Raw genomic sequence first — 24,181 nt, forward strand, 5'->3', positions numbered from 1 at the left:
TTGTTACCATTTTCCAGGGCTTTTAGCTTTTTACGGTAAATTTAATCATAAAGCACATCGGGTATAAGAGCAACGCGCAATGGATATCAGGAAATCAAATGGCTTAAGTTGCATATCAGCTCTATCCAGCCTACAATAAAATCAAAAAAATTAATAAGTAGGGCGGTGGAGTCACCGGTTATTTGTATCTTAAATTCAACGAAACAGAATATGCCAAGTCTGATCAAGGTTTTGCCGACTGTCCAGTTCCTCAGCATGCAATAGATAGAAACAAAAATTTACTTCCGCAAAACCCGGGATGGTCATTATATAAAACGTATGGATAGAAGAAGCTTTTTTAAGAAAACAAGTTTAATTGGTCTTGGTGTACTGGCAAGTCAGTTTAACATATGGTCAAAATCAATATTTGCCTGGGAGAATCCTCTACACAATATCCCTGAGCATAAGGATATAGATAAGCAATGGCTCGCATCTTTGTATCATAGGGGCGAGAAAATTGCCTATCGAAAGAGTAAAAATGAACTGCGTTTTATTGGTATGCCCGTCGGTGGATTACACACTGGTACTGTATATATCGGTGGCGATGGACGCCTGTGGTTATGGCAGATATTTAATACTGCCTACGATGGTGAATACGAAGGGATAGAACCCAAAAATGTACAATGGAATAATGGGAATGAGCTGGTGACAGTCCGTCCACGTGATGGGTCAGCGTATATCGAGCCTGCCATTGCGGACAATCTGCGCAGTATGGAGCAAGGTTTTGCACTATCTGTCAACGTTGGAGGAAAACAGGTCGTCAAAGAACTTCGGGAAAATCACTGGGATGAGATTGTATTTGAACCGACTTATCCGACCTGTCGAGTTACCTATAGCAGCACCAACTTTCCTGTGGAAGTTGTGCTGACAGCTTATTCGCCATTTATTCCGTTAGATCAGGACAATTCTTCCCTACCGTTAACGACTTTTCATCTCGAATTGCGAAGTAAAGTGAATACAGCGGTCGAAATAACCCTAACGGGCTGGATGGAAAACGGTGTGTTTAAGGGGCGTAAAGATCTTACAATGGTCCGTAAAGTATCCCGTCTTTTAGATCATGCAGGCCTAAAAGTCCTAAACTACAGTTGTGAACAAGTACCTGACAGTGCTTTGCTGGCCGGCGACTATGGTACGATGGCTTTTACATGCTTGGATCCGCTGGCACAGGTGCATACCAAAGTGCAGCATTGGCCTGTCACACCGCACTTATTGCAATCTGATACTACCGATTCAGTCGTTGATTTTTCGGATCTACAAGTCGGAGCCTATACCGTTCGGCGTATTATAGAGCCAAATGGGACGAGTCAGATTTCGTATGCGATCTCCTGGCATTTTAATAATCCACATCCCAAGTTAAGGGCACATTTGAAAGATGCCCATAATGGTTATTGGTACGGTGCCAAATTCGGTGATGCCGCAGCAGTAATGGACTACTATCTGACACATCGGGAAAAGCTCGATGGCGAAACCATTGCTTGGCAACAGACCTGGAATGATTCAACATTACCCTATTGGTTTATGGACCGTACTTTTGTTAATATAGGGACTTTAGCAACAGCGAATACGATGCGTTTTGCTTCGGGAAGGTTTTGGGGCTGGGAAGGTGTCGGAGCCTGCGCGGGGACCTGCACCCACGTGTGGCAATATGGGCAGTCCATGGGGCGTATATTTCCTGATCTTGAACGTAATTTAAGGGAGGTTACCGACCTCGGTGTTGGTTTTCAGCCCGAAACCGGTGCAATTATCTTCCGTGCCGAATACGAAAAACGACCTGCGATAGACGGGCAGGCCGGTGTTATTCTCCGTTTCTATCGGGATCATCAGATGAGCCGTGATGACAGTTTTTTAAAACGAAATTGGCCAAAACTTAAACAGGCGATTCAATTTGTCCTCGATCAGGATAAAAATGGAGACGGTATGACCGATACACCTATGGAAAACACATTGGACGCGATATGGGAAGGAGAGATCGGCTGGATTGTAGGACTTTGCCTTGCCGCCGTACAGGCTGCGGCATGTATGGCCGAAGAGGTCGGTGATAAGAAATTCCAGCAGGTCTGTATGGACTACGTCAGGAAAGGGACTGTAAACATGGATAAATATCTTTTTAATGGTGAATATTATATCCATCGACCAGATGCGGCACAGGGGCGGAAGAAGCTGGGCTCCTATAATACCTGCCATATAGATCAGGTTTATGGGCAGGCCTGGTGTTTTCAGGTGGATATGCCGCGGATTAATAACCGAGAGAATACATTATCCGCCCTGAAGGCACTCTGGAAATATAATTTTGCGCTGGATGTAGGTCCTTATATTAAGACACATCTCGGGGGAAGACCTTATGCACTGGCTGGCGAGGGAGGGATGGTTATGAATACCAATCCAAAAAATGAGGAAAAAGCTTATGGCGATAATACGACCTGGCAACTGGGCTATTTTCATGAATGTATGAGTGGATTTGAACATCAAGTGGCAGCGCACATGATGGCGGAGGGGATGATCGATGAAAGCTTGGTTATGACCAGGGTAATTCATGACCGGTATCATGCTGCAAAAAGAAATCCCTTTAATGAGATTGAATGCAGTGACCACTATGCGCGTGCGATGGCGAGTTACGGAACCTTTATCAATGCCTGTGGCTTTATTTACCATGGCCCAAAGGGGCAGATTGGTTTTGCTCCTAAAATAGGTGCTTCAGATTTTAAAGCACCTTTTACTACGGCAATGGGGTGGGGGACCTATATTCAAAAGCAACAAAGCGCAGGAAAATGTGTTTGTCAGTTGACATTGAATTATGGTGAACTAGATCTGAGAGAATTTCACCTGGGGGACGCTGGGCAGCTGTCGCTCGATCACAAGCAGATTACTGTCCTGCAAAATAACAGACCGATATTACTTCATAAAGTGAAACGTCGGGACGGGCGGCTGGTGCTCAATTTTAAAGACAGCATAGGGCTAAAAAAAGGCGATACGCTACATATTCGATGGTCATGAAAAAAATGGTAAATACGCTTTTTGCGATAATATGTCTTTTCCTGGTTATGGGATGTCTGTCATCAGCTGACCAAAAGGAAAGATCTGAACAGAAATCCGGCTGGGAGGAAGTGCTTTCACAAAAAATGCCCTTGCTTGGACATCGTAATTGGATATTGATCGTTGATAAGGCCTATCCTGCACCAGCGGGTGCAAACATCCTTGTCCTTAATTCCGAAAAGCAGATGTCCGAGGTACTTGACCGTATATTGCAACAGCTCAGCTTACAGAAGCATGTACGGCCTGTTTTTTATCTGGATAAAGAAATTGAATATTTGGACGATGCACTCGCACCGGGATTAAAAGAATACAAAACAAGCTTAACCAAACTTCTGCCTCATATAAAAAAACAGTCTCTTTTGCACGAAGATGTTTTTGGGAAAATGGATAAAGCGGCGGATCTGTTCCAGGTCATTGTGGTGAAAACGGAATCACTTATACCGTATAGTTCAGTTTTTATTGAACTGGATTGTAAATACTGGGATGCCGACCGTGAAAAGATTTTACGTGAGCGGATGTTGAAGTCAAAAGAATGAGGTATTCATCTTGACCTGAATAACGTATTGATGTGATACACTTCGCTAAGATTGTTTTTATCTGCCTGCATAACTTTCTTTTTTTACAAGTTGTTGTAATATTTTTCTCTTTATGGAGACTAATAAGTAAAACAATATCAAATAAGCATCCTCGTAAGGTATGGACATCGAAAAAGACTTTATTGCGTTAATAACATCTAATCAGGCTATAATACATCGTATCTGCTGCATGTATGTGGACAATAAAGTCGATAGGGAAGATTTATTTCAGGAAATCGTATTACAGGCATGGAAATCAGTCAAAAGTTTTAGGGGGGATGCCAAATTTCAGACTTGGTTGTATCGTGTAGGATTGAATACAGCTATTACGTATATCAAGCGCGACCGTAGGCACAGTCTTGCTGAATTGCAATTTAGCCAGCAAAGCTATTTTGATATCATCTATGAGGAAGACAAAGATATTCTTTTGATGTATCAGGCCATAAGTAAATTGAACAAGGTGGAAAAGGCGCTGGTGGCGCTTTATCTCGAAGACTATAGCTACAACGATATCGCCATGACCATGGGGATGACCCCCAACCACGTAGCCGTAAAAATATCGCGGATCAAAACAAAATTGAAGGAATTAAGCAAACAACTATCGTGATGGAACTAGATCAGCTCAAATATAAAATGCAAAAAATTAGTATTGGAGGTCAGATGGAGGAAACACTCTTGTCCGAAAATACCATTGAAAAAATTAAACTGCAAAAATCTGCCGGTCTGCTTGATTTAATAGACCAGAATTTAAAAAAGAATATGCAGTATCGCTCAGTGCTTGTTATCTTCTGCATTGGGGTTTTCCTGTATTTCTATGACAGTGCATTTTGGGGATACTATTTCATTGTTGGTACATTGGCGGAAGCCGGAATGATGTACAATGCCTATAAACTGCGAAAAAATATTCATCAAGTTTATTTGGCAGATCTGCCTTTGAGTGATCGTTTCAAGAATATTCAGGGGCTTATCTCCGCTTATTTGAAGTTCTATAATTTAACGGGAATAACGCTCTGTTTCCTACTCACAATAGCACTTTCATTAAAGAATACCCACACTTTTAATGTAGGATCTATATTCGATACTGCTGTACTTTTTAGGTTAGCTGTTTTCGGATTTATTTTTTATTTTTTGCACAGGTACTCTTTTAAGAAATTTGCCAAGCCCCATCAGGATATGCTAGTCGATTTACAGTATTACATTGCTGAATTAACGGAGTTGACTCCAGAGGATCCAGACCATTCAGCGGATAAAGCAAATTCTTTTTGAGGTCCAATCTTCAATGGAACAGAAACTTTTTTGGGTGTCTTTCGCAAATAAGTAACGATCAGGGCTAAATGTGCTTCTGCATATACGCTTGATGCGGTATTATCAGATAAGATTTTAATCCTTTATCATATTTATATTTACTTGATGTAATCGGCCCCCTCCGCCGGAAAAGGCAGGCTACATCAACAACACTTTCCATGCATCCATTACACGGCCATTATCTAACAAAAGCTTGGCTTTTGAATGCAGACTTGCTGTGCGGTTGTCGGCGCCGGCCGCCAGCAGTTTTTTTATTTCGTCGGTTTTGCGAAAGGCTTCTACTTCCTCATTGGATGGTAGCGCGCTGACAAGAGCCAATAATCCCAGATTATTCCCCGTTAATATGGTGGAGTTTTTAACCTCTTTGGGAAAGGAATCTACACCGATACCTATCCCGGTATGATCCGTTGGTTTGGCAATTTTGAACAAGTTATCGCTGGTTACCCTACAATACCAATCACCACCCAAACGAGCTACCAGATCCATTTTATTCGGGTCTATTTTGTCGTTGGTATCTAGGATAGCTTCATTGATATGGATCAGTTTCACGGCCGCAATAATTAGATTCCCAGCTCCACCGGTTTTTCCTAATGCTATCACATCATTCACGACACATTCTAATTGAACGTTCGATTCCGCTACCCTAGGTGGCTTTATCGTTTCCGAAGCCAATTCAGTAAACCCCGCTTTCGAAAACTCATTCACGTCTTTTGGATAATCTGCACTCGTTAAATAAGTCTGCTGAACCATCTTATAGTTAACAATATTGATCACACATTCCGGTATTTCCAAAATGTTTTCAAGCGTATGCTTGGTGCTATTGTCCCGCGCCCTGGTTGTTGGTGAAAAAACGCAGATCGGTGGGTTGACACTGACCACATTGAAAAAGCTAAATGGGCTTAAATTTACCGCACCGTTTTTATCAATTGTAGATGCAAAACATATCGGTCGGGGCGCAATGGCCGAGTGCAGATAACCTTGTATTTCTGTCGGTGTAGCTGATGACACATCAATCGTTTTTAATTTCATTCGAATTTTTATTACCGTGAGTTGGGAATAGAAAAGTATACAAAACCAAGCTAAGGGTATCCCATGCTTAGAAATGAAATTACAGAAATTTTTATAAATAGCATTTTTTTCGGGAAAAGATTGCTTATGAACGTGTAAGAGTCGTTTTTTATAAAGTAATATACCTATTCATGTCGCGAATTGAAAATGCGTTACGTTTGAATATCTACTAAACACACAAATAAATTATGAAAAGTTGTCTAAAAATGTTTATTCTGTCTATTGTGATTTTCATTACATCATGTAAAGAGAAAAACGAACCTTTGGTGGCTTGTCTCGAAATATATCATCCCATGGTAAGTAACATAAATTATAAAGATTCGAACGGAAAGGAGCTTATCTTTGCTGATAATCCACTCTATCCGGCAGCTGACATCAAAATTTATAAGATAGATATTAATGACCGGGAGACCCCTTTATCATTTACAGTAAATAAAGAATTAAAATTTATTTCGATCAATTTAGACAAAGTTGAGAATGGCACATTCTATATTCAACTGAAGTCCGATGTGCAGGACAAAATTACCTATACAGCTAAAATTGATGCGAATGATCCCTGTAAGGATTATAAACTTCAAGAAATTAAACAGAATGATATCATTGGTCAATATGATCAAAAGAATCAAATTTGGATATTAAAGAAATAAACTTTTCGATGTTTCTTTTTGGATATAACAGAGGATAGCAATTCTCCAGTTAAGATAGCGTTTATTTCTGGGTTATTTGTTTTTGCTGATCTGCTACTGACTTTCGGTATGTCAAATCCCTATTTTAAATAAAAATATCAATTCCCGTTCACAATAACTTCGATCAAGCTATCGAGCAATGAAATTTTGAGTTGCTGTCCAGAATAAACTTTACACTCATCATCAATGTGCAATTCTTTTCCCTGCCATTCCATAGTTAAGCGGCTTGCTCTGATAGGCTCTATATTAAATATCACATTCTTTTTATTCAATAGCCCATCTATATAAGCAACTAGTTCCTGGCGCTGATCGGCGGTTACGACTATGATATCAAACTGACCATCTCCCGGATCAGCATCTGCGGCGAGTACCAATCTGGGGCCTATGCTCGAAATGTTCATCACTTCAACCATAATACACTCTTTTTCAATGCTACCAGTAGCAGTGACCAGTTTGAGCGTTTTGGCGGGAAATGTTAGTGCTAGTTTTCGAAGCTGCTCAAGCGCGATCCTAATCTCATCGTCAGCACTATTGTCTTGCCTATTTTTTTTATCCATTTTTTCCATCAGTATAGGGAATACTCCAAAACCAATCGATTCAATAAAATGCAAAGGCTTTCCGCTCAGGCCAGTCACCATCCCTACGTCGAAATTTTTGAGCTTGAAATATTTCCACAGGCTCATGGCCTGTTTACAGTCCAATGGAATACCAAGAGAAATGGCTATGTTGTTTGCCGTACCTTGGGGCAAGATGGCTATCGGTCTTTTAAATCGTAGTTTTTTTTTCAATAGCGCCATAATAGTCATTTTTATGGTTCCATCCCCGCCAGCTAAGGCAATGAGATCGGTCTCCGGATCTATCTTTTTGACTACATCTTTTTTAGCGACCACCGTGCAACGGTGTCCCAGGTCTTCAATCAGCTGACAAAGTTCGTCTTTGCCGTCATTGTCTTCATCCCCAGCAGCTGGATTGTGTACTAATCGCACTTTTTTGCTCTGTTCTTTCATATCAGCTGAACAAACCCCGCTTGAGATTGGTTTTCTTAGAAAAGACACAACTATGAACATACTTATCACCAATGACGATGGTATCTATTCGCCGGGTATAGCAGCGCTAGCAAAGACGGCTAGGCAGTTTGGTACCGTTAGGATCGTTGCACCAGATGTTGAACAGTCGTCGATGGGACATGCTATTACGCATTCTCGCCCCCTAAGCTATCGGAGTGCCCCTATTACCTTTGAAGGAATTGATGCCTTTCGAGTGAATGGGACACCTGCAGACTGTGTCGCGCTGGGCTTACACATGTTTCCCGATACGCAGGTTGTTCTTTCAGGCATCAACATGGGACCCAACTTAGGCAATTCCATGTGGCATTCAGGTACCCTTGCCGCCGCAAAACAGGCCATGCTCCTCGGTATTACCGGTATTGCTCTGAGTACACCAGTCGGAAAAACAGAACCGGATTTTGAAGGACTGTCTCAATGGACAAGCGATGTACTCAAGATTTTGCTCAATGATAAAGGCTCTGCGCTATATAATGTGAATCTTCCTCCAAAACCAGAAGGAGTCTTATGGACAAGGCAATCGGTGCGGCTTTATGATGGGAATGTAGTACCTAGCCAAGATCCCATGGGAAGAAAAAACTATTGGATAACAGTAATACCACTTGAACCGGCGGAGGAAGGAACAGATCGCTGGGCGGTACAAAATAATTTGGTATCCATTACGCCTTTACGTTTGGATCTGACTGCACATGATGAACTTTCAGCTAGACTGGCAATCGAGAAGAAATGAGACTTATAGGACCGAGCATATGAAAAGAAGTGAATTTTTAGCAGATACAGCCCTTGTGGGTGCAGCTTTTGCATTGGGTGCAGCAACACCTGATATTTTATTGACGACATTAAAAGAACATAAAATGGCAACACCTCAAAATTTAACAGAAAAGAAACGATTCCGTCCCGCTGATAAGGCTGGATTTGGTGGAGTCGCATTGGGTAATGGATTCCAACACAACACAGATCTAGAATGTCTGCAAGCAGTGGAGGCGGCATGGAACTCAGGAATACGATTATTTGATACCTCTCCGTGGTATGGTCTAGGGATCAGCGAGCGTAGAATGGGCCTGTTTTTAAAAGACCAACCGCGTGATAGTTTCACACTTTCGACCAAAGTAGGGCGTCTGATGGAACCGAAAGAAGACTTTACGATGGAACAAATATTATGGAAGGGAAAACTAAATTTTGGCTATACGTATGACTACAGTGCGGCCGGTGTCAGAAGGAGTGTGGAGGATAGCTTGCAGCGCTTGGGCTTATCGTCCATTGATGTTGTTTTTATCCATGATCTTTCGCCAGATAACGGCGATATGAAAGATAGTTATGCGCGCTATTTTGAGGAAGCAGCGAAAGGAGCGATGCCAGAGCTGACTAAAATGAGAGCGGAGGGGATTATCAAAGGCTGGGGACTAGGTGTCAATACCATTGAACCTATACTGCAGACATTGGATGTTGCAGACCCCGATATCTTTCTGTCTGCCTGCCAATATTCATTGATTAAGCATGATGATGATCTCAATAAGGTTTTTCCGAAAGTAGCTGAAAGAGATATATCCATAGTGGTAGGTGCACCTTTATGTGCTGGATTTCTGTCAGGCAAAGACCGTTATTTGTATGATGGTAAGTTTCCTGCTGGAGTTAAGGAAAAACTGAATGCTCTACAGCGTGTAGCAGAAAATCATGCGGTGGACCTACGTACCGCGGCTTTACAATTTGCTGCTGCGCCAGACGAAGTTTCAGGCGTTATACCCGGGGCACATACTGCCGAACAGGCGGTACAAAATGCATTGTCTTTCAAGGCCAAAATACCCGCAGGTTTTTGGGAAGAATTAAAATATGAAAAGCTAATTGCGGAAAATGCGCCAGTACCCAAAGTTTAAGTATTGGCGTTATTATGAATAGCGATGTACTGAATAACAGTATATAGCCTCAGATCGTTTCATAATTTTTGATTTAATGAAAATTTTAAGACTATACTATTTTTGTCAGGAAAAAGACGCCTTGAAAGGCGTCGGCCGGGACGTATATCAAATGAATATCGTTTGTTAAATTTACGCAGGATGACATTCTGTCAAGGAAATAATAAAAGCTTTAAATGCATAAGCTTTTAAAATGGCACAAGTCGTTATTCCATTTCAACCATCGATAATCATCTGATTAATAACCTTAATAAACGCCCATATACTACTAAAGCAAAACGTAAAGCTTTTCGTATGGCCGGACGCCCTGTCTTTATTTCTAACCCCCTGTGTTATGGATGGGTTCAGTGCTTACCTGTCTTCCAGCCAATTGAGGAATATTGTCGTTTTCTCTTTTCCGATCAGTAACTTTTCGTCAGTCGGTACGGTGAGTTTAATATAAAGTTTTCTTGCAAAGTAATGCTCAACTTCCTTCACCGCCGAAAAACTGATCAGGTACTGTCTGTTTAAACGAAAAAAATCCTTATCGGATAATTGGGCGGCCAATTGATCCAGAGACTGGTTGACATCAAAATGCTCACCTTTGAAAGTGACTATTGTGGGTGAAGTATAATTGATGTATATATAAGCAATATCCGCAGTTTTTACCGTCAGGTACTTGTTGTTTTTAAACACCAGAAAGCTTTTTTTTGTAGTCTCTTCGCCACTGATTTTCTGGATAAGCTGAATAAGGTTATTTTCAGATGTCTTTTGGAAGAAATTTTTAAAATTATCGACTTTTTCAAATGCATTTTTAAGATCAGTTTCAGAAAAAGGTTTAAGAAGATAGTCGATCCCGTTTTCTTTGATCGCATCCATTGCGTATTCTCCAAATGCGGTACAGAAAATAACTGGACATACAATTTTAACCGATTTAAAAATATCAAAGCTTATACCATCTGATAGTTGGATATCCATAAAGATAATATCAGGGGAGAGACTGTTGGAAAGATAGTCTATGGCTGCTTCCACGCTCTGTATTTTAGCAATGATCTTCGTTTCGGGACGCAGTTTCAGTATCAGGTTTTCAAGGGAACGCGCAGCTTTGATCTCGTCCTCAATTATTAGGATGTTCATATATAATGGGAAGTTTTATAATAAATGTTTCATTGTCCGCGATTATCTGTATCTCCCGTTCAGAAAGGTGAAGATAACGCTGATTAATATTTTCAAGACCTAGTCCTGTAGAGGGCTCTGGAATTTTTCGGGGTTGAATATTGTTTTTGACAATCAGGTAATCCCCTTCTCTATCAATACAGATATGAAGCGGCTTATCCAGCGCAACGATATTATGCTTAATACAATTTTCCACAAGCAGCTGCAGCGTAAATGGTGGAATGAAAGTGCCGTAGATTTCCCTGGGGATATTCTGGGAGACTTGTAGTCCATCCTCAAATCGTGCTTTCAGCAGATAGATATAGGATTCCATGATTTCCAGCTCTTCTTTAAGTGGCAGCAGGTTTAATTTAAGACTTCCTAGGGTGAACCTATAAAAGTCAGCGAGCTTGATGATAAACTCCGTTGACTGGCCATCTTGGCTCTCTACCATATATTTTAAAGTATTGAGGCTATTGAAAAGAAAATGCGGGTTGACCTGCTGCTTGAGCAATTCGTACTGGGCTGCAAGATTTGCGGACATCGAACGTTCCAGTTCCCGGACGACCTGCTGGTTCAGATAGGTCTGATAGAGCAGATGGATGAACATATAGAACGTGAGGTTGATCAAGATGCCCCTTACTTCGTACATCAGCATTTTTGGGCCAAAATTAATGTGGGAAAGGATATAGTACTGAACCGAAGAAAGCAAAAACATAAGCAGCAGTCCGACACCCAATCCCCTGAAAAGCTGTGCCGATATCACATTTTTGCTTCCAGTTTTCTTTGTGTAGGCCGGTATGGAATAGATATTATAATACCAGATCAGTAGGGCAAATCCAGTGGTCACAACAAAATCGGCTATCCCTTCTGCAAGAACAAAATGATGGTCCGCAATCTTGGGAATAGAGGTCAATATTCCAAGAGAAATAGAACTGATCCATATCAGCTTATGGGATATGCGAAATGGGGTTTTCATATTTTTATGGTGGCAAAAGTTCTTAATTGTATATATTTTGCGTGCTAAACGTTGTTAGGGAGCAGCACGCAAATTACTGAAAAAAGTTTTGATAACGATGAACCGAAATCCTATCTGTTCAAATCCTTGCTGGCGTAAACGATGTGGTATATGCGATTAAATGAAAAATAGGTTACCAAAAGTAGGATAAGCGCAATCAGTGTATCGGCCACTGACGATGGACCCAGAACGGCAACTTTAGAAAAGAAGGCAAAGATGATGTCGAAAAGCATGCCGGCAAAAACCCATTCCTTGAGCCTGTTAAATCTGTTTGGAATGAGTAATATGATTACGCCTACGATTTTGAAAACGCCGAGAATATAAATGAAATGTTCCGGATAGCCCAATTTACGGGTGATATCCCAGACAGCAGGATTGCGGGTTAGTTCAAAGAATCCGCTTAGGCCAAACCATAATGAGACAAGGATGCTTCCTGAGAGATAAATCTTTTTGTACGTCGAATTTTTCATGATATAAAACAGTATATAATTTATGAGATAGCGGTCAAGATTGACTTTTTTGATTTTTAAATTATTTGGATAACGAATTTGCTTCAACGATAGCGTCTGCAAATTCTTTTGGGGCTTCCTGGGGCAAGTTGTGCCCGATGCCGCCGGTCAACGTGTGGTGCACATACTTGCCGGTATATTTGGACGCATAATTTTCGGGAAGGGGAAATGCTGCGCCATTGGCATCACCTTCCAAAGTGACCGTTGGTACTGTAATATTCGGGGAATTAGCGAGTTGAGCCTCTAATTCATCGTACTGTTTTTCTCCCGAGGCCAGTCCCAGTCGCCAGCGATAATTGTGAATAACAATCTCGACATGATCAGGATTGTCAAAAGAACTGGCTGATTGTTCATATGTGCCGTCATCAAAAGTCCATTTTGGAGAGGCTGTTTTCCAGATCAGCTTATTGAAGGCTTTGGTGTTCATTTTATAACCTTTATATCCTCTTTCGCTTGCAAAGTAAAATTGGTACCACCATAATAATTCAGCGTTTGGCGGAAGCGGATTCTCGTTTGCTTTTGGACTCCCGATCAGATATCCGCTTACGGCTACCAATGCAGAAACGCGTTCCGGCCAAAGAGCCGCCATAATGTCTGCCGTTCTCGCCCCCCAGTCAAAGCCACCAACGATGGCTTTATCGATCTTCAGGGCATCCATGAATGCAATGATGTCCACTGCTACTGCCGACTGCTGGGCATTACGTGCGGTCTGTGGAGAAACAAAGGTTGTTGTTCCATACCCTCTGAGGTAAGGGATCAGCACATGGTAACCTTTTCCGGCGAGAATTTCCGAAGATTTTTCGAAACTGTGGATATCATATGGCCATCCATGGAGCAGTATGACAGGTTTTCCGGTCTTTGGCCCCAGCTCGGCATAGCCCACATCGAGCACCCCTGCCCGGATCTTTTTCGTATTCTTGAAAGCTGAACTGGTTGAAATATTGACCTTAGCCTGTTTGCTTTCGGAAATTTGCTGCGCCTTAAGAAATGATATCCCCATTCCAGTAAGTACGATTACCAGATATGTAATAAGCACTTTTTTGTTAAGCTTTAATACTGTATTCATTATGTGAGTTGTTAAATGGACAAAAATTATTAGTTAATCTGCTATTGGGGAAACTTCACAGGCTGGCTGTCCAATATAAGCGCAATGCGCTGTTTTCGGGACTGATCCGGGGGTATTTCCCCATATTCAGCTTCATATTCCCATTGACCGTCCTTTCGGGATTGTATCTTCTCTACAAGGATAAGCTCACCGTTGACCTTACTTCCAAAATAATGCGGATCATCCTGCATCCGGTAGGTGACGAGTTTGAGGGAAGCCGGCTGCTCCAGTGGATGCCCCGGATCTGACAATAGCGATAGCGCCGGTGGATTTCCGTACAATGCCGACATGGTCTGCTTATCTGTATTGAAAGACGATGTGATAAATTTCAGCGTTCCCGGCTTGAACATAAACCGTATTTTCTCGGTTTCTCTTTCAGGACTTTGGCTACATGAACCAAAGATTAGGCTACTTAACAGCACTATAGATAATATCTTTTTCATTTTGGACGGTTTTTAAATAGTGTTCGATCAGTTTTTTGGAATTCACTTTTGGCGGTACATTGAACAGGAAGCCTGTTGATTCGGCGAGCTGTCTGTGACAGCTGATGCATGACTGTTGGGCAAAAAGAGCGGTCTTTCCCGTTGGTTTTAATGTTGGACCATTAAATTTTGCAAACCCCCAGCCCTCTGTATCTTTAAATTCTCTCCCGTCTTTGACCATATACTGCATGTTGACAAAATCGCCGGGTATAATGTCGCCATTAGATTTTCGTACTTGCTTGAACACAGCTTTTGCCACAGCGCTCCCATTGGGCCAGGGGTGAAAGTTTTCTTGCTCAATAGCTTTTACTGCAATATCGTTTCCATAGATTATGCGGATTGTATTGTCAATGAGAGAACTCATTCCGATGACTTTCCAGTTCCTGAATTCACCATTATAGGCTATGCCATTCGGTGAAATGGGGGCAGTTTTGAATGTTGGCGTAGCCCTAGTTTCTTTTTGCTGTTCAGCAGCTACAGTAGGTATGAAACCATCTTTTGCCGACAGGGAAAGTGCATACTGTTTTATGATATCCACCTCGCTTGCTGATAATTTAGATCCGGGATGTGTAAGGGTATAAGAGGGGAGAGGCATTTTGCCGGCGTTGACCATATTGAAGATGGCATAAAATTTCCCTTTTTGTTCCGCACCTGAGAGTTTATCCCATTCGGAAAAATTCATCACTTCTCTTGCACGGGCAATATCTTTGTTCACGGTCCACGAAATAGGTGCTACTTTATCAAAGAAAGAAAGCTGCTGTTCATTAGAGTGGCAGTTATAACAGGACCGTTCCAGAATATGTTCGACCTGTTTGGGTACGTTGCGCATGTGGCCGGTAACAGGTTTCTGTTCTATCGGTTTATTGAAAAATTGCAACGATGTAAAACCTGCAACAATGCAGAGGAATAGGATGTTTATCAATTTGATTCGTTTTATTTGCTTCATTGTATTTGCTCGTTTGTAAAGTAAAATTACTTTTAACCACCGCCTATAGAAAGTTCAAAACGGTTGAATTGGACATATAACTTGTTGAGGCCAGCTTTTGAAATGTTGAAATGGACATGATCTCACTTAATATCAGCATGGATTACATGCCTCAACCTTGGTGGTTCTAATTTGATGGTAATCGTATTTCTTTCTTGACCGAATGCATGAGCGTTGACATAGCATAAATATTCCCCCAAAATATTTTGGAGGAATAAAGGTTAGATTGCCGCTTTGTCGTGCTATGGCAGATCTACAAGCATGCCCTGAACATGCGCCGGCAAATATGCCTGGCAACTGGAAACTGTTGAATCCGGACCTCTTAAAAGTACGAGTAGAGCTATTGATGCGATAAACTAATACTTGTGGCATCAATGATTTCCCCTGACTTCTGGTTCTGCTCGAATGCAATAATTTCCCATTGATTTTTCGTGTCGGGCAGCTTAAAAGAAAAACTATCCTGTGCTTTTATCCTGTGGCTCTGCAGTTCATGTACAACCTGAACATGCAAGAGGGATTTACCTGCATTTTCTCCGGCTGATACCTGTGAAGAAGCGTGTTTTTGGACCAGTGCTACAAGGATGTCTGTATTTTTTGCATTCGAAGTTGATGTATAGCTTACCTGTATATTTTTCCCTTCTTTCTGCTCCACTTTTAACCTTAGGTTTTCGGGGTGTGTTTCCAGCAGTGCGGACTGGATACCCTGGAGTACTTTGCCCGTTTCTGAACCTACCATTTCTGTCTTGCCGTTGATGACCATCTGTGGAGTATAGCATGTATTGAGATTCATCCATGTCGCATACTGTTTTTGTCTTTCGGTAAATTTACTCTGGCTGAAGCGGTCTTTCCATCCTTGATGGTCCCAATAATCGACATGAAAAGCCATGATGAAAAGTTTTTTGTTCTGATTGTTTTTTTCGAGTTTTGCGATCAGTTCATCTGCCGGGGGGCAGCTCCAGCATCCTTCCGAGGTGAAGAGCTCGACTAAGGCAAAACTTTTGTCCGCATTGTGGCTTTTGATATTTGCCAGTTTTTTGTCATCTGCCAATCCTTTGAAGGCCATGATCAGCAAAATGGAGAGCGGTAGGCTCAGACAGTATAGAATTTCTTTTATTGATTTCATGATCTGAATTTTTGATATTTATTTCACGTTAGATAATTAATTGAATATTTTTAGGGCGAAACCAAAGTCCTGTGGTGGTACGCATACCTGGTCACTGCACTGCATGAATTGGATGGTTCCCCTGATTGTCCCGTTTTTACCTTTCAATTTGATCCGCTGTCCAAATTCAACCTCATTTTCAAAATAGGTAACCGGCATTCCAAGTAGCTTTTCAAATTTGCTGAGCGGAGTGGGTTGAGTAACAGTTCCCAAAAGCTGATATGAACTGTCGGGTTTGAATTTAAAGTTTGTTTTAATGGGGCTGTTGGGACTGTTGCCCAGCGCATACATGTGCCATCCCGGAGCTATCCTGGCTTTCATGAGAATTTCTCCTTCATCGGGAGATTTCCGTTTAAGCGTACATTCCCACGTTATCTGACCTGTTGAAGTCTGTCCTTTAGCATGTCCGCAAAACATCATAAAGACTGTCATTACTAAAATTGCTAATCTGTTCATTTCCTTGTTTTTTAACTGTTAAACCTTAAGTTTTGTCATACAAATAGACAGGAAATATGATTTTAAAACCAGTTATAAATAGCTGTAATAGACATTTTAGTGCATGAAATGGACTGAGTACCTTTTAAAAAAAGATGGCCTGCTCAAAAGAGGTGGAAAACACGAACTGAAAAGGCTGCCCGCTTAGTTGGACAGCCTTGCAATCAAATGAGTACAATGAAATTTTTCTCTGATTTTTGAATTAGTGTTTATTGGATCTTACAGATTTTTCCGTAAGGTTTTAAAAGCATTCCTCATCTCTGATACAAAGATTTCCGGTTGTTCCCAGGCCGCAAAGTGACCGCCTTTCGGTGCTTTATGATAATAATATAAAGAAGGATATGCTGCTTTTGACCAGCTTTCAGGGGCTTGGTATATTTCATGCGGGAATACTGATATGGCTACTGGAACTTTAATATCCTTGGTTTTCTGATGTTCCGAGCTGAAATTATTGTTATTGTTTTCCCAGTAGAAACGCGATGATGAAGCTCCTGTATTGGTGAGCCAGTACAGTGTGATGTCATCAAGGATAGCATCGCGACTGATTACTTTTTCAGGTGTAAGATCACTCTCAGACCATTCCGCAATTTTTTCATAAAGGAATGCCGCCAATGCAGTTGGTGAATCGGAAAGCAGATACCCGGTGGTTTGTGGACGCGTTACCATCATCCCTCCATAGGCGGCGTTTCTGCCAAAGAAGGTACTCATGGAATTATAAGCTTTGGTTTCGGATTCCGAAAGGCCTGCCGGTGCAGGATCACCTGCATTGATCGGTTTCACGAGTTCCGCCGGGATGGTTGCGGGCATGTTTATGTGAATACCCAAAAGTCCTGAAGGAGCCTGTCTTGCCAGTGCATCGGAAATCACGGAGCCATGGTCACCGCCCTGAGAAACGTATTTTGTATAGCCAAGGCGTTTAACAAGCGTATCCCAGGCTCTGGCAACACGTTCAGGGTTCCAGCCCAATTCTTTTGGAATCTCGGAAAAGCCATATCCCGGGATAGCAGGTATGATGACGTCAAATGCATCTTCTGCCTTTCCGCCATATTTAACAGGATCGGTCAACGGACCTATGGCATCAATGAACTCCAATGGTGAACCGGGCCAGCCATGGGTCAAGATAATAGGGAGGGCATTCTTTTCTTTTGAGCGTACATGGATAAACTGGATATCAAGTCCATCAATCTTGGTGACAAATTGCGGAAGGGCGTTCAGCTTATTTTCCGCTTTGCGCCAGTCATAGCCATTACTCCAATAGTCGATCAGTCCTTTTAACTGTGCAAGCTGGATACCCTGGGATTCGTCGTTAACTGTTTCTTTGTCCGGGAAGCGGGTTTCTGCGATACGTCTTTTGAGTTCATCAAGTTTAGACTGTGGAATATTGATCTTGAAAGGCCTGATGGCTGCATCAGATTTTGAGGATTTCGTTTTTGTATCCTGCGCATGCGTAGTTGTCGGAATGCTTAGTGCGAACGTTGCTAACATAAGGATGGTTGTCATTTTTGTTTTCATTGCTGTTTGATTTAGATTTTACAATATCTTTCTTTTTGTTGCAGCAAATGTATTGCGGGTACGGAACGAATTAAATGGGAAACTGGTTCAATTGGACATATTCGATGTCGAGTTGGAAAATATAAGGTGCGAATAGAAGGTTCCATTTAGAAAAATGGAATAAAAAGAAGGATGAGATTATCTCTTTTTGAGACATCCTTAGCTAGCGGGATTTTAAATATAGATAAGGTTTATTTGTTTGAAATATAGTGTTTTATAAAAAATGGAGGGCTAGCCCAAGAAGCAATAGCGCACAAACGTATATTGAGATCGATTGCGTAGAAATTTCAACCTAGCGTACAAATAATAAACTAACTTCGTGTTATAACCAAATTCCTATGATCTGCATGGGGATCCTAATCTGTAATTATGGCAAAATCTAGTAGTTCGTGGCTGTTTTTATTTGTATTTGCACTAGCTTATGCTGGGATAGTGAAAGGGCAGGAAAATTTTAAATTGGATTATTTTGGTGGGGAGAAAGGCTTGTCTCATGGTAATCTGACAGGATTACTGAAGGATAGGGATGGTTTTCTTTGGATCAGTACCTGGAATGGCATCAACCGCTACGATGGGCAGCGTTTCAAAACATATAATTCTACTGAGCAAAAAGGACATGCAGTAGCAAGCCGTCGCATCATCCAAATGATTGACGGTATAAACAACGACATCTGGTTTTTAACCTATGACATGAAACTTTATCATTTTGATAAGGCTTCAGAAGATTTTTTTTCTGTATCGGAAGTCGTGGAGTCAACACAAAACAAACCGGTACAGTTCAATAAGATTTTAGCAATCGACACACAGTCGGTATGGGTAGGAAGTACAGACAATGGTTTGTTTTGCATAAATGCTCTTGGTAAACCATATAACTATTCCATTTTTAGCGCAGAGAATAAGAAGCCCAGCCATCATTTATCATCAAATAAGTTAACCTATTTCCATCAGGATGCCCAAAAGCAGCTATGGATAGGAACGAAAGAAGGGTTGCATATGCTTCAAATGGACTCTAAAGAACGATATTCATTCCGGGTGGTCCAATCATTTGACTTAAAATCTGATGGTATCTTTAAGATTGCCGAGGCTCCGGATTTTATTTATTTTTCTACCTTGAGAAATAAGTTGCTGGTGTTTAATAAACAGAAAAAAGATTTGCAACAACTGACGCTAACTCAAGGTCGCATCAATGAAATGCGGATGTCACGAGATAAAAAAAAGCTTTTTATTTCAACTTCGGCGGGTGAGCTCATTGCATTTGATGTTGCAAAGCAGGTACTACAGACAATATTGCATTTTCGGACTGGTCTGGCCGGAATGTTTGAGGATAGTAAGCATCGTTTGTGGCTTGAATCTGAGAGAAATGGTGTTGTCATGCTGGATTTAAAACATCTAAATAGCACCTATTTTAGCTCACCTTTCTTCAAAAAAAGTTCGACGGCAAATTTTAAGTGTTTTGAAGATGCCGAACATAGAGTCTGGATCAATATGCGTGGCGGTGGATTTGGCTTCTTTGATGAACAGCGGGCTGCCATCAATTTTTCTTTCAAGTCGATCAATGGGAAGAGGATTGAATTTCCTCGCTTTGTTCATGATATTGTATATGATCCTGCTGGTGTAATATGGTTTGCGGTTGAAGGTGAAGGGATGGGCAGTGTGGTGTTACAAAATAATGGCATGTCCTTTCAGTCTTTCGCCAATGAACAGGGCGAAATAACCGATCCAGAGGTTCGTAGCCTGTTGTTTGACCGGAAAGGAAGGCTATGGGTAGGAAAAAAATTTGGAAGTATATCAGTACATGATTGGGGGAAACAGCTGCCGGTTTCTTTTATCGGTGTTGATCCCGAAGCGCTGTCTTCTGTCTATTGTTTGTTGGAAGACCGTAAGGGAACGATGTGGATGGGCACCAAGAAACATGGCCTATTAAAGGCTGTGCCCCAAAATAAGGAACGAACCTCTTATAAGCTGGAACAGTTCAGTACAACAAACAAAAAACTGGGAAGTAATCAGGTGTACTCTTTGTTGGAAGATAAACAGGGAGCTATATGGATTGGGACATATGGGCAGGGGCTTTTGCGGGCGACGGAGGTCAATGGTAAGCTGGTCTTCGAACGAATAGCGATTCGCAAAGCAGGATTGCAGAAGGATGCCTTCAGCAGAATCCGTCAGTTGTCTCTGGATGAAAAAGGGATGGTATGGGTCGCTACTACATATGGGGTGCTTGTGGTGGATCCCAACAGAAAGAAGGATCATTTTTATTTTGTGCATTACGGTGGTGATCAGGTCGCTGACAATGATGTGCAGTATCTGTACAAGGACCATAACGGAACAATGTGGATCTGCACCTCAGGAGGTGGGTTGTCAAAATCTTATGGTGACCCATTCAAAGGGCTTCAATTTGAACATTATACCGTTAAGGATGGCCTTTTTAATGATTATGTATTGAGTTGTATCGAAGATGCGGACCATAACCTTTGGTTGGGAACGGAAGGGGGGCTATCTAAGTTTGATCTCCAAAAAAAGAAATTCGTGAATTTCAACGCAAGTGATGGCTTTGGTAATATGCGATTTTCTGAAAAGACAGTAGCGCAGCAGAAGGATGGACGCATGGTCTGGGGCACAACAAAGGGAATGCTCTGGGTAGATACCAAATATTTCCAGCAGAAAAGTAGTAGGCCACAACTTCTGATGACGGGGCTTTTGATCAATAACAAAGAATTTGTACCGAGTTTTCAAAAGAAAGGACAAGAGAAAGGTATACAATATACCGATCGGCTTATTTTAGATCATAATCAAAATAATCTTTCTTTCGATGTGTCGGTTTCGGATCCTCGTCATATGCACCCTAATTTTCAATACCGCATCATGGAGGTTGACACCACTTGGCACCTGAACAATCAGATAGCACGTATTACTTATACCAACCTTAATCCGGGCGATTATACCCTGGAAATTAAAGGGGAAGATGATCTCTACGATGGGGTTCCTTATCGAAAGGTCTATTTTACGATCAACTCCCCCTGGTGGAAGACGGGATGGGCTTATTTAGCCTACGCATTCTTGCTCCTTGTAATCTCTTACGCAACTTTTAGGCTTATATTACAGTTGTTGCGGTTAAGACAGAAGGTGCTGATTGAACAACATCTAAGTGCGCTTAAGATGGAATTTTTTACCAATATTTCGCATGAATTGCGCACACCGTTGACCCTCATCCTGAGTCCCGTCAAGAAATTGATGGGTGAGGAAACGGAAGGGAGAAAACAGGTGTATATGGATATCATTCATCGAAATGCACTTCGAATGGAGCTTTTCGTCAACCAGTTGCTCGATTTACGCAAAGTACAGGAAAGCAAGCATCAATTGCAGAAAACGCAGTTTGACATGGTCGTAATGCTCTCGGATGTGCTGCTCACATTTATGGCATCGGCCGAGGCAAAACAGGTGTATTTTAAAGTTGAGATGGCTTTTAAAGAATTATGGGTGCACCTGGATCAGGAGAAAATGGAGATAATCCTGTATAATTTGCTGTCAAATGCGCTAAAATATGCCCCTGAAGGGAGTACAATTGAGATCCAGCTAAACCTGAGGCAGCAAATAATGTACATCAACATCGCTGATGAGGGGCCAGGGGTGCCTAGCGGCACACTTCCTTATATTTTTGATTTATTTTACACCGAAAATAGCAACGGAGCTTATAAAAGAAAAAGCACCGGGATAGGTCTTGCTCTGGCCAAGGAGTTTACTATGCTGCACCAAGGGCATATCTATGCAGTAAACAGACCGCCCCATGGTCTTCAGGTTACTGTCGAAATCCCCATTCCGAATGCCTCAGGCCTGCCGGGGAGCCATTCCGGAAGCTTTGCCTTTGGCGATGTAAAACTCGAAGTCAGTGGGTATGCCGATAGTGGTTTACAGGAGAGCAGGGCAGAACGAAAGGAAACATTGTTGGTGGTTGAAGACAATGCTGATCTGCGCCTGTTTTTAAAGGAGCAGCTATCACCCTATTATCATGTGGAAGTAGCTACAAACGGTAGTGAAGCCCTGGAACAGATTCGCTCCATGGTACCTGATTTTATATTAAGTGATCTGATGATGCCACAAATGGATGGCATTGGATTATTGAAAGAGGTTCGTCAAGATGTGCGGATTTGCCATATCCCGTTTGTATTGCTGAGTGCGAAGCATGCTGTTGAGACTCAAATAGAGGGATTGACTTATGGCGCCGATTATTATATTACGAAGCCCTTCGATCCCGCTTTTTTACTGACAGCCATTGCCACTTTACTGCAGAAAAGAAGGACCTATTTTGAACAGATGAGCGGACGAAAAAAAACTGTAGTACAAGCATCCGATGTACAGATTGATGATAAGGATAAAAAATTTCTGGAGACAGTTGTTGAGGTGGTGGAACGGTATATGAATCAATCGGATTTTAATATTGATTTAATCGCCGAACAGTTGAATTTGTCCCGAAATACCTTTTACAAAAAATTCAAGAGCCTGACGAATATGGCTCCGGTAGAATTCGTACGTGAACTACGTTTGCAAAAAGCAAAACTATATTTTGATGCTGGTATGGAAAATGTATCCGATGTAGCTTATCGTGTAGGATTTAATAACCCCAAATATTTTAGCACGAGTTTCAAGGAAATGTTTGGCATCTCTCCAAAAGAGTATGCCATGCAAAAAAAAGATAAGACAGTATAACCGATTTGAGGTGTGTTTTATCGCGTTTTTTTTACTTTAAATGTGTTTGTAATGAGGTTTTTATAAAAATCTGACCTTTTTTATCAATTATTGAACCTATAATTTGTTATGCTCCGGTAGCTTTGAATATTGCTGGCGACAGGCCTGACAATTAATGTTACTCGAACCAATTATAGACTTCAAATGATTAGACAAACTCTTGTATCTATTTTATTGACGTATGTGCAATTCTTCTTTCCTTTTTTAACTTATGCAGACACATTTAAGGCGAAAAGAACCGATAGCCTATATCATGCGGTAGTAGCTGCAGATCAGACCGCCGACTATACGTCGATCCAGGAGGCGATTGACAATGCACCTCAATACTGCCGTATCCCTTATCGCGTCCTTGTGAAAAATGGCGACTACAACGAAGTCGTCTTGATACCAAGGGAAAAAAGTTTTATCCATTTAATTGGACAGGATAAGGAGAAAACACGTATTCATTTTAAATTAAACGTACAGTCTGCTCCCAAACTCGATTCGAAATCGTATAAAACGGACACCGCGGCGTGGAGATTTTCTGTCCACAATCCACAGGCAGCAGTATATCGCTTTCCGGGAGCAGTGGTATCGGTAAACAGCGATGATTTTTATGCTGAAAACATCAGTTTTATAAACGATTGGGGCTTCGAGCAGCGAAGTGGTCCACAGGCCTTGGCACTGCGTATCCAGGCTGACAGAGCTGCATTTAATAATTGCATTTTCCGCTCTTTTCAAGATACCTGGATGACCAGCACGCGTAAGCCCAATGATCGGGTCTATGTGTACAATTGTTGGGTAGAAGGAGCTGTGGATTATTTTTATGGGGGAGGAAATGCGTATGTTGAGCAAAGCACATTGTATAATCTACGTAGCGGATCGGTCATTGTAGCACCAAGCCATACGGAGGAAACTAGATGGGGGTACGTATTTAAGCATTGTACGATCGACGGAAATAGTGCGGCTGCAGATGGAAAACTAAAGTTGGGTCGCCCATGGCACGATCGGCCCAAGGCCGTATTTCTTTACACGCGAATGAATATCCAAGTGTCCTCAGAAGGCTGGGCAGATATGGGCGGAATCCCTGAGATATTTGCTGAGTACAAGAGTATAGATTCAACAGGGAAGGCGATTGGTCCCGAAAATCGTAAGACACATTTTACAAACAGAGATAATGAGACGGGAATCTCAAAAGCAGCATTGACCGATTCGGAAGCCGCAAGCTACACATATGAGAAGGTGATTATGGGTAATGACCGGTGGGACCCCCGTAAATTTATCTCTTCTAACGCTAAAATATGGAAGTGACATCGCAGATGTTAAAATAGCCAAGAA

Annotated in this window: 20 protein-coding genes; 9 read left to right on the plus strand and 11 right to left on the minus strand. The window is 41.7% G+C overall.

The genetic code is table 11. The features are described 5' to 3' along the window. Window positions 1–318: 318 nt before the first annotated feature. The 4 genes from G6053_RS07005 to G6053_RS07020 all read left to right on the plus strand — a co-directional run bounded on the left by G6053_RS07005 (window position 319) and on the right by G6053_RS07020 (window position 4,913). Entirely contained in the window at window positions 319–3,033 is a 2,715-nt protein-coding gene (locus G6053_RS07005; protein WP_165305939.1) for a GH116 family glycosyl hydrolase, read from the plus strand. Further along, window positions 3,030–3,608 carry an RbsD/FucU domain-containing protein gene (locus G6053_RS07010; protein WP_165305940.1) on the plus strand — a complete coding sequence of 193 codons (579 nt, stop codon included), beginning with the start codon at window positions 3,030–3,032 and terminating at the stop codon, window positions 3,606–3,608. The genes G6053_RS07005 and G6053_RS07010 overlap by 4 nt, the downstream gene beginning before the upstream one ends. Window positions 3,609–3,768: 160 nt before the next feature. After that, entirely contained in the window at window positions 3,769–4,254 is a 486-nt protein-coding gene (locus tag G6053_RS07015; protein WP_165305941.1) for a sigma-70 family RNA polymerase sigma factor, read from the plus strand. Continuing rightward, window positions 4,254–4,913 carry a hypothetical protein gene (locus G6053_RS07020; RefSeq protein WP_165305942.1) on the plus strand — a complete coding sequence of 220 codons (660 nt, stop codon included), beginning with the start codon at window positions 4,254–4,256 and terminating at the stop codon, window positions 4,911–4,913. The genes G6053_RS07015 and G6053_RS07020 overlap by 1 nt, the downstream gene beginning before the upstream one ends. A 177-nt stretch (window positions 4,914–5,090) precedes the next feature. Here the strand turns inward: G6053_RS07020 and G6053_RS07025 are convergent, their stop codons facing one another. Then, window positions 5,091–5,981 (minus strand): flavin reductase family protein, encoded by an 891-nt coding sequence (locus G6053_RS07025; protein ID WP_165305943.1) that lies wholly within the window; start codon window positions 5,979–5,981, stop codon window positions 5,091–5,093. A gap of 332 nt (window positions 5,982–6,313) precedes the next feature. Here G6053_RS07025 and G6053_RS07030 point away from each other — a divergent pair, with 332 nt between their 5' ends. Further along, the gene (locus G6053_RS07030) at window positions 6,314–6,667 is read left to right on the plus strand and encodes a hypothetical protein (protein WP_165305944.1); all 354 of its coding nucleotides are present in this window, start codon (window positions 6,314–6,316) and stop codon (window positions 6,665–6,667) included. Window positions 6,668–6,804: 137 nt separating this feature from the next. On the opposite strand, the gene G6053_RS07035 is transcribed toward G6053_RS07030, so the two are convergent. Then, window positions 6,805–7,713, minus strand: a complete 909-nt coding sequence (locus G6053_RS07035) for a diacylglycerol kinase family protein (RefSeq protein WP_165305945.1) — start codon at window positions 7,711–7,713, stop codon at window positions 6,805–6,807. Window positions 7,714–7,765: 52 nt separating this feature from the next. Here G6053_RS07035 and surE point away from each other — a divergent pair, with 52 nt between their 5' ends. Both surE and G6053_RS07045 read left to right on the plus strand, forming a co-directional pair. Then, the gene (gene surE / locus G6053_RS07040; RefSeq protein ID WP_165305946.1) at window positions 7,766–8,500 is read left to right on the plus strand and encodes a 5'/3'-nucleotidase SurE; all 735 of its coding nucleotides are present in this window, start codon (window positions 7,766–7,768) and stop codon (window positions 8,498–8,500) included. A 19-nt stretch (window positions 8,501–8,519) separates the two neighbouring features. Further along, complete coding sequence (locus G6053_RS07045) at window positions 8,520–9,644, plus strand: aldo/keto reductase (protein WP_165305947.1); 1,125 nt, start codon at window positions 8,520–8,522, stop codon at window positions 9,642–9,644. Between the two features lie 390 nt (window positions 9,645–10,034). On the opposite strand, the gene G6053_RS07050 is transcribed toward G6053_RS07045, so the two are convergent. The 9 genes from G6053_RS07050 to G6053_RS07090 form a co-directional block, all read right to left on the minus strand. Next, window positions 10,035–10,799: a LytTR family DNA-binding domain-containing protein gene (locus G6053_RS07050; RefSeq protein WP_108632752.1), complete on the minus strand. Its 765-nt coding sequence runs from the start codon at window positions 10,797–10,799 to the stop codon at window positions 10,035–10,037. After that, window positions 10,780–11,796 carry a histidine kinase gene (locus G6053_RS07055; RefSeq protein ID WP_165305948.1) on the minus strand — a complete coding sequence of 339 codons (1,017 nt, stop codon included), beginning with the start codon at window positions 11,794–11,796 and terminating at the stop codon, window positions 10,780–10,782. Before G6053_RS07055 ends, G6053_RS07050 begins: the two co-directional genes overlap by 20 nt. Window positions 11,797–11,906: 110 nt before the next feature. Further along, entirely contained in the window at window positions 11,907–12,305 is a 399-nt protein-coding gene (locus G6053_RS07060) for a DoxX family protein (protein ID WP_165305949.1), read from the minus strand. A gap of 61 nt (window positions 12,306–12,366) precedes the next feature. Continuing rightward, entirely contained in the window at window positions 12,367–13,410 is a 1,044-nt protein-coding gene (locus tag G6053_RS07065; RefSeq protein ID WP_165305950.1) for an alpha/beta hydrolase, read from the minus strand. A 41-nt stretch (window positions 13,411–13,451) separates the two neighbouring features. Then, the gene (locus G6053_RS07070) at window positions 13,452–13,892 is read right to left on the minus strand and encodes a hypothetical protein (RefSeq protein ID WP_165305951.1); all 441 of its coding nucleotides are present in this window, start codon (window positions 13,890–13,892) and stop codon (window positions 13,452–13,454) included. Continuing rightward, window positions 13,858–14,877, minus strand: a complete 1,020-nt coding sequence (locus G6053_RS07075) for a heme-binding domain-containing protein (RefSeq protein ID WP_165305952.1) — start codon at window positions 14,875–14,877, stop codon at window positions 13,858–13,860. The genes G6053_RS07070 and G6053_RS07075 overlap by 35 nt, the downstream gene beginning before the upstream one ends. Window positions 14,878–15,256: 379 nt before the next feature. Then, complete coding sequence (locus G6053_RS07080; protein WP_165305953.1) at window positions 15,257–16,039, minus strand: DUF1223 domain-containing protein; 783 nt, start codon at window positions 16,037–16,039, stop codon at window positions 15,257–15,259. A gap of 36 nt (window positions 16,040–16,075) precedes the next feature. Beyond that, window positions 16,076–16,534: a protein-disulfide reductase DsbD N-terminal domain-containing protein gene (locus tag G6053_RS07085; protein WP_108632745.1), complete on the minus strand. Its 459-nt coding sequence runs from the start codon at window positions 16,532–16,534 to the stop codon at window positions 16,076–16,078. Between the two features lie 258 nt (window positions 16,535–16,792). After that, window positions 16,793–18,085 carry an epoxide hydrolase family protein gene (locus tag G6053_RS07090; RefSeq protein ID WP_165305954.1) on the minus strand — a complete coding sequence of 431 codons (1,293 nt, stop codon included), beginning with the start codon at window positions 18,083–18,085 and terminating at the stop codon, window positions 16,793–16,795. Window positions 18,086–18,493: 408 nt separating this feature from the next. Here G6053_RS07090 and G6053_RS07095 point away from each other — a divergent pair, with 408 nt between their 5' ends. Beyond that, window positions 18,494–22,825 carry a hybrid sensor histidine kinase/response regulator transcription factor gene (locus tag G6053_RS07095; protein ID WP_165305955.1) on the plus strand — a complete coding sequence of 1,444 codons (4,332 nt, stop codon included), beginning with the start codon at window positions 18,494–18,496 and terminating at the stop codon, window positions 22,823–22,825. A 183-nt stretch (window positions 22,826–23,008) separates the two neighbouring features. Next, entirely contained in the window at window positions 23,009–24,154 is a 1,146-nt protein-coding gene (locus G6053_RS07100; RefSeq protein ID WP_165305956.1) for a pectinesterase family protein, read from the plus strand. Window positions 24,155–24,181 lie beyond the last annotated feature (27 nt).

Origin of the sequence: Sphingobacterium sp. DR205 (assembly GCF_011064245.1) — a bacterium.
Classification (GTDB): Bacteria; Bacteroidota; Bacteroidia; order Sphingobacteriales; family Sphingobacteriaceae; genus Sphingobacterium; species Sphingobacterium athyrii.

Coding starts and splice junctions, on each gene's coding strand:
- G6053_RS07045 (WP_165305947.1), top strand. CDS start 8,520: ATGAAAAGAAGTGAATTTTTAGCAGATACAGCCCTTGTGGGTGCAGCT.
- G6053_RS07075 (WP_165305952.1), bottom strand. CDS start 14,877: ATGAAGCAAATAAAACGAATCAAATTGATAAACATCCTATTCCTCTGC.
- G6053_RS07090 (WP_165305954.1), bottom strand. CDS start 18,085: ATGAAAACAAAAATGACAACCATCCTTATGTTAGCAACGTTCGCACTA.
- G6053_RS07010 (WP_165305940.1), top strand. CDS start 3,030: ATGAAAAAAATGGTAAATACGCTTTTTGCGATAATATGTCTTTTCCTG.
- surE (WP_165305946.1), top strand. CDS start 7,766: ATGAACATACTTATCACCAATGACGATGGTATCTATTCGCCGGGTATA.
- G6053_RS07030 (WP_165305944.1), top strand. CDS start 6,314: ATGGTAAGTAACATAAATTATAAAGATTCGAACGGAAAGGAGCTTATC.
- G6053_RS07085 (WP_108632745.1), bottom strand. CDS start 16,534: ATGAACAGATTAGCAATTTTAGTAATGACAGTCTTTATGATGTTTTGC.
- G6053_RS07060 (WP_165305949.1), bottom strand. CDS start 12,305: ATGAAAAATTCGACGTACAAAAAGATTTATCTCTCAGGAAGCATCCTT.
- G6053_RS07035 (WP_165305945.1), bottom strand. CDS start 7,713: ATGAAAGAACAGAGCAAAAAAGTGCGATTAGTACACAATCCAGCTGCT.
- G6053_RS07055 (WP_165305948.1), bottom strand. CDS start 11,796: ATGAAAACCCCATTTCGCATATCCCATAAGCTGATATGGATCAGTTCT.
- G6053_RS07050 (WP_108632752.1), bottom strand. CDS start 10,799: ATGAACATCCTAATAATTGAGGACGAGATCAAAGCTGCGCGTTCCCTT.
- G6053_RS07080 (WP_165305953.1), bottom strand. CDS start 16,039: ATGAAATCAATAAAAGAAATTCTATACTGTCTGAGCCTACCGCTCTCC.
- G6053_RS07095 (WP_165305955.1), top strand. CDS start 18,494: ATGGCAAAATCTAGTAGTTCGTGGCTGTTTTTATTTGTATTTGCACTA.
- G6053_RS07025 (WP_165305943.1), bottom strand. CDS start 5,981: ATGAAATTAAAAACGATTGATGTGTCATCAGCTACACCGACAGAAATA.
- G6053_RS07005 (WP_165305939.1), top strand. CDS start 319: ATGGATAGAAGAAGCTTTTTTAAGAAAACAAGTTTAATTGGTCTTGGT.
- G6053_RS07020 (WP_165305942.1), top strand. CDS start 4,254: ATGGAACTAGATCAGCTCAAATATAAAATGCAAAAAATTAGTATTGGA.
- G6053_RS07100 (WP_165305956.1), top strand. CDS start 23,009: ATGATTAGACAAACTCTTGTATCTATTTTATTGACGTATGTGCAATTC.
- G6053_RS07070 (WP_165305951.1), bottom strand. CDS start 13,892: ATGAAAAAGATATTATCTATAGTGCTGTTAAGTAGCCTAATCTTTGGT.
- G6053_RS07065 (WP_165305950.1), bottom strand. CDS start 13,410: ATGAATACAGTATTAAAGCTTAACAAAAAAGTGCTTATTACATATCTG.
- G6053_RS07015 (WP_165305941.1), top strand. CDS start 3,769: ATGGACATCGAAAAAGACTTTATTGCGTTAATAACATCTAATCAGGCT.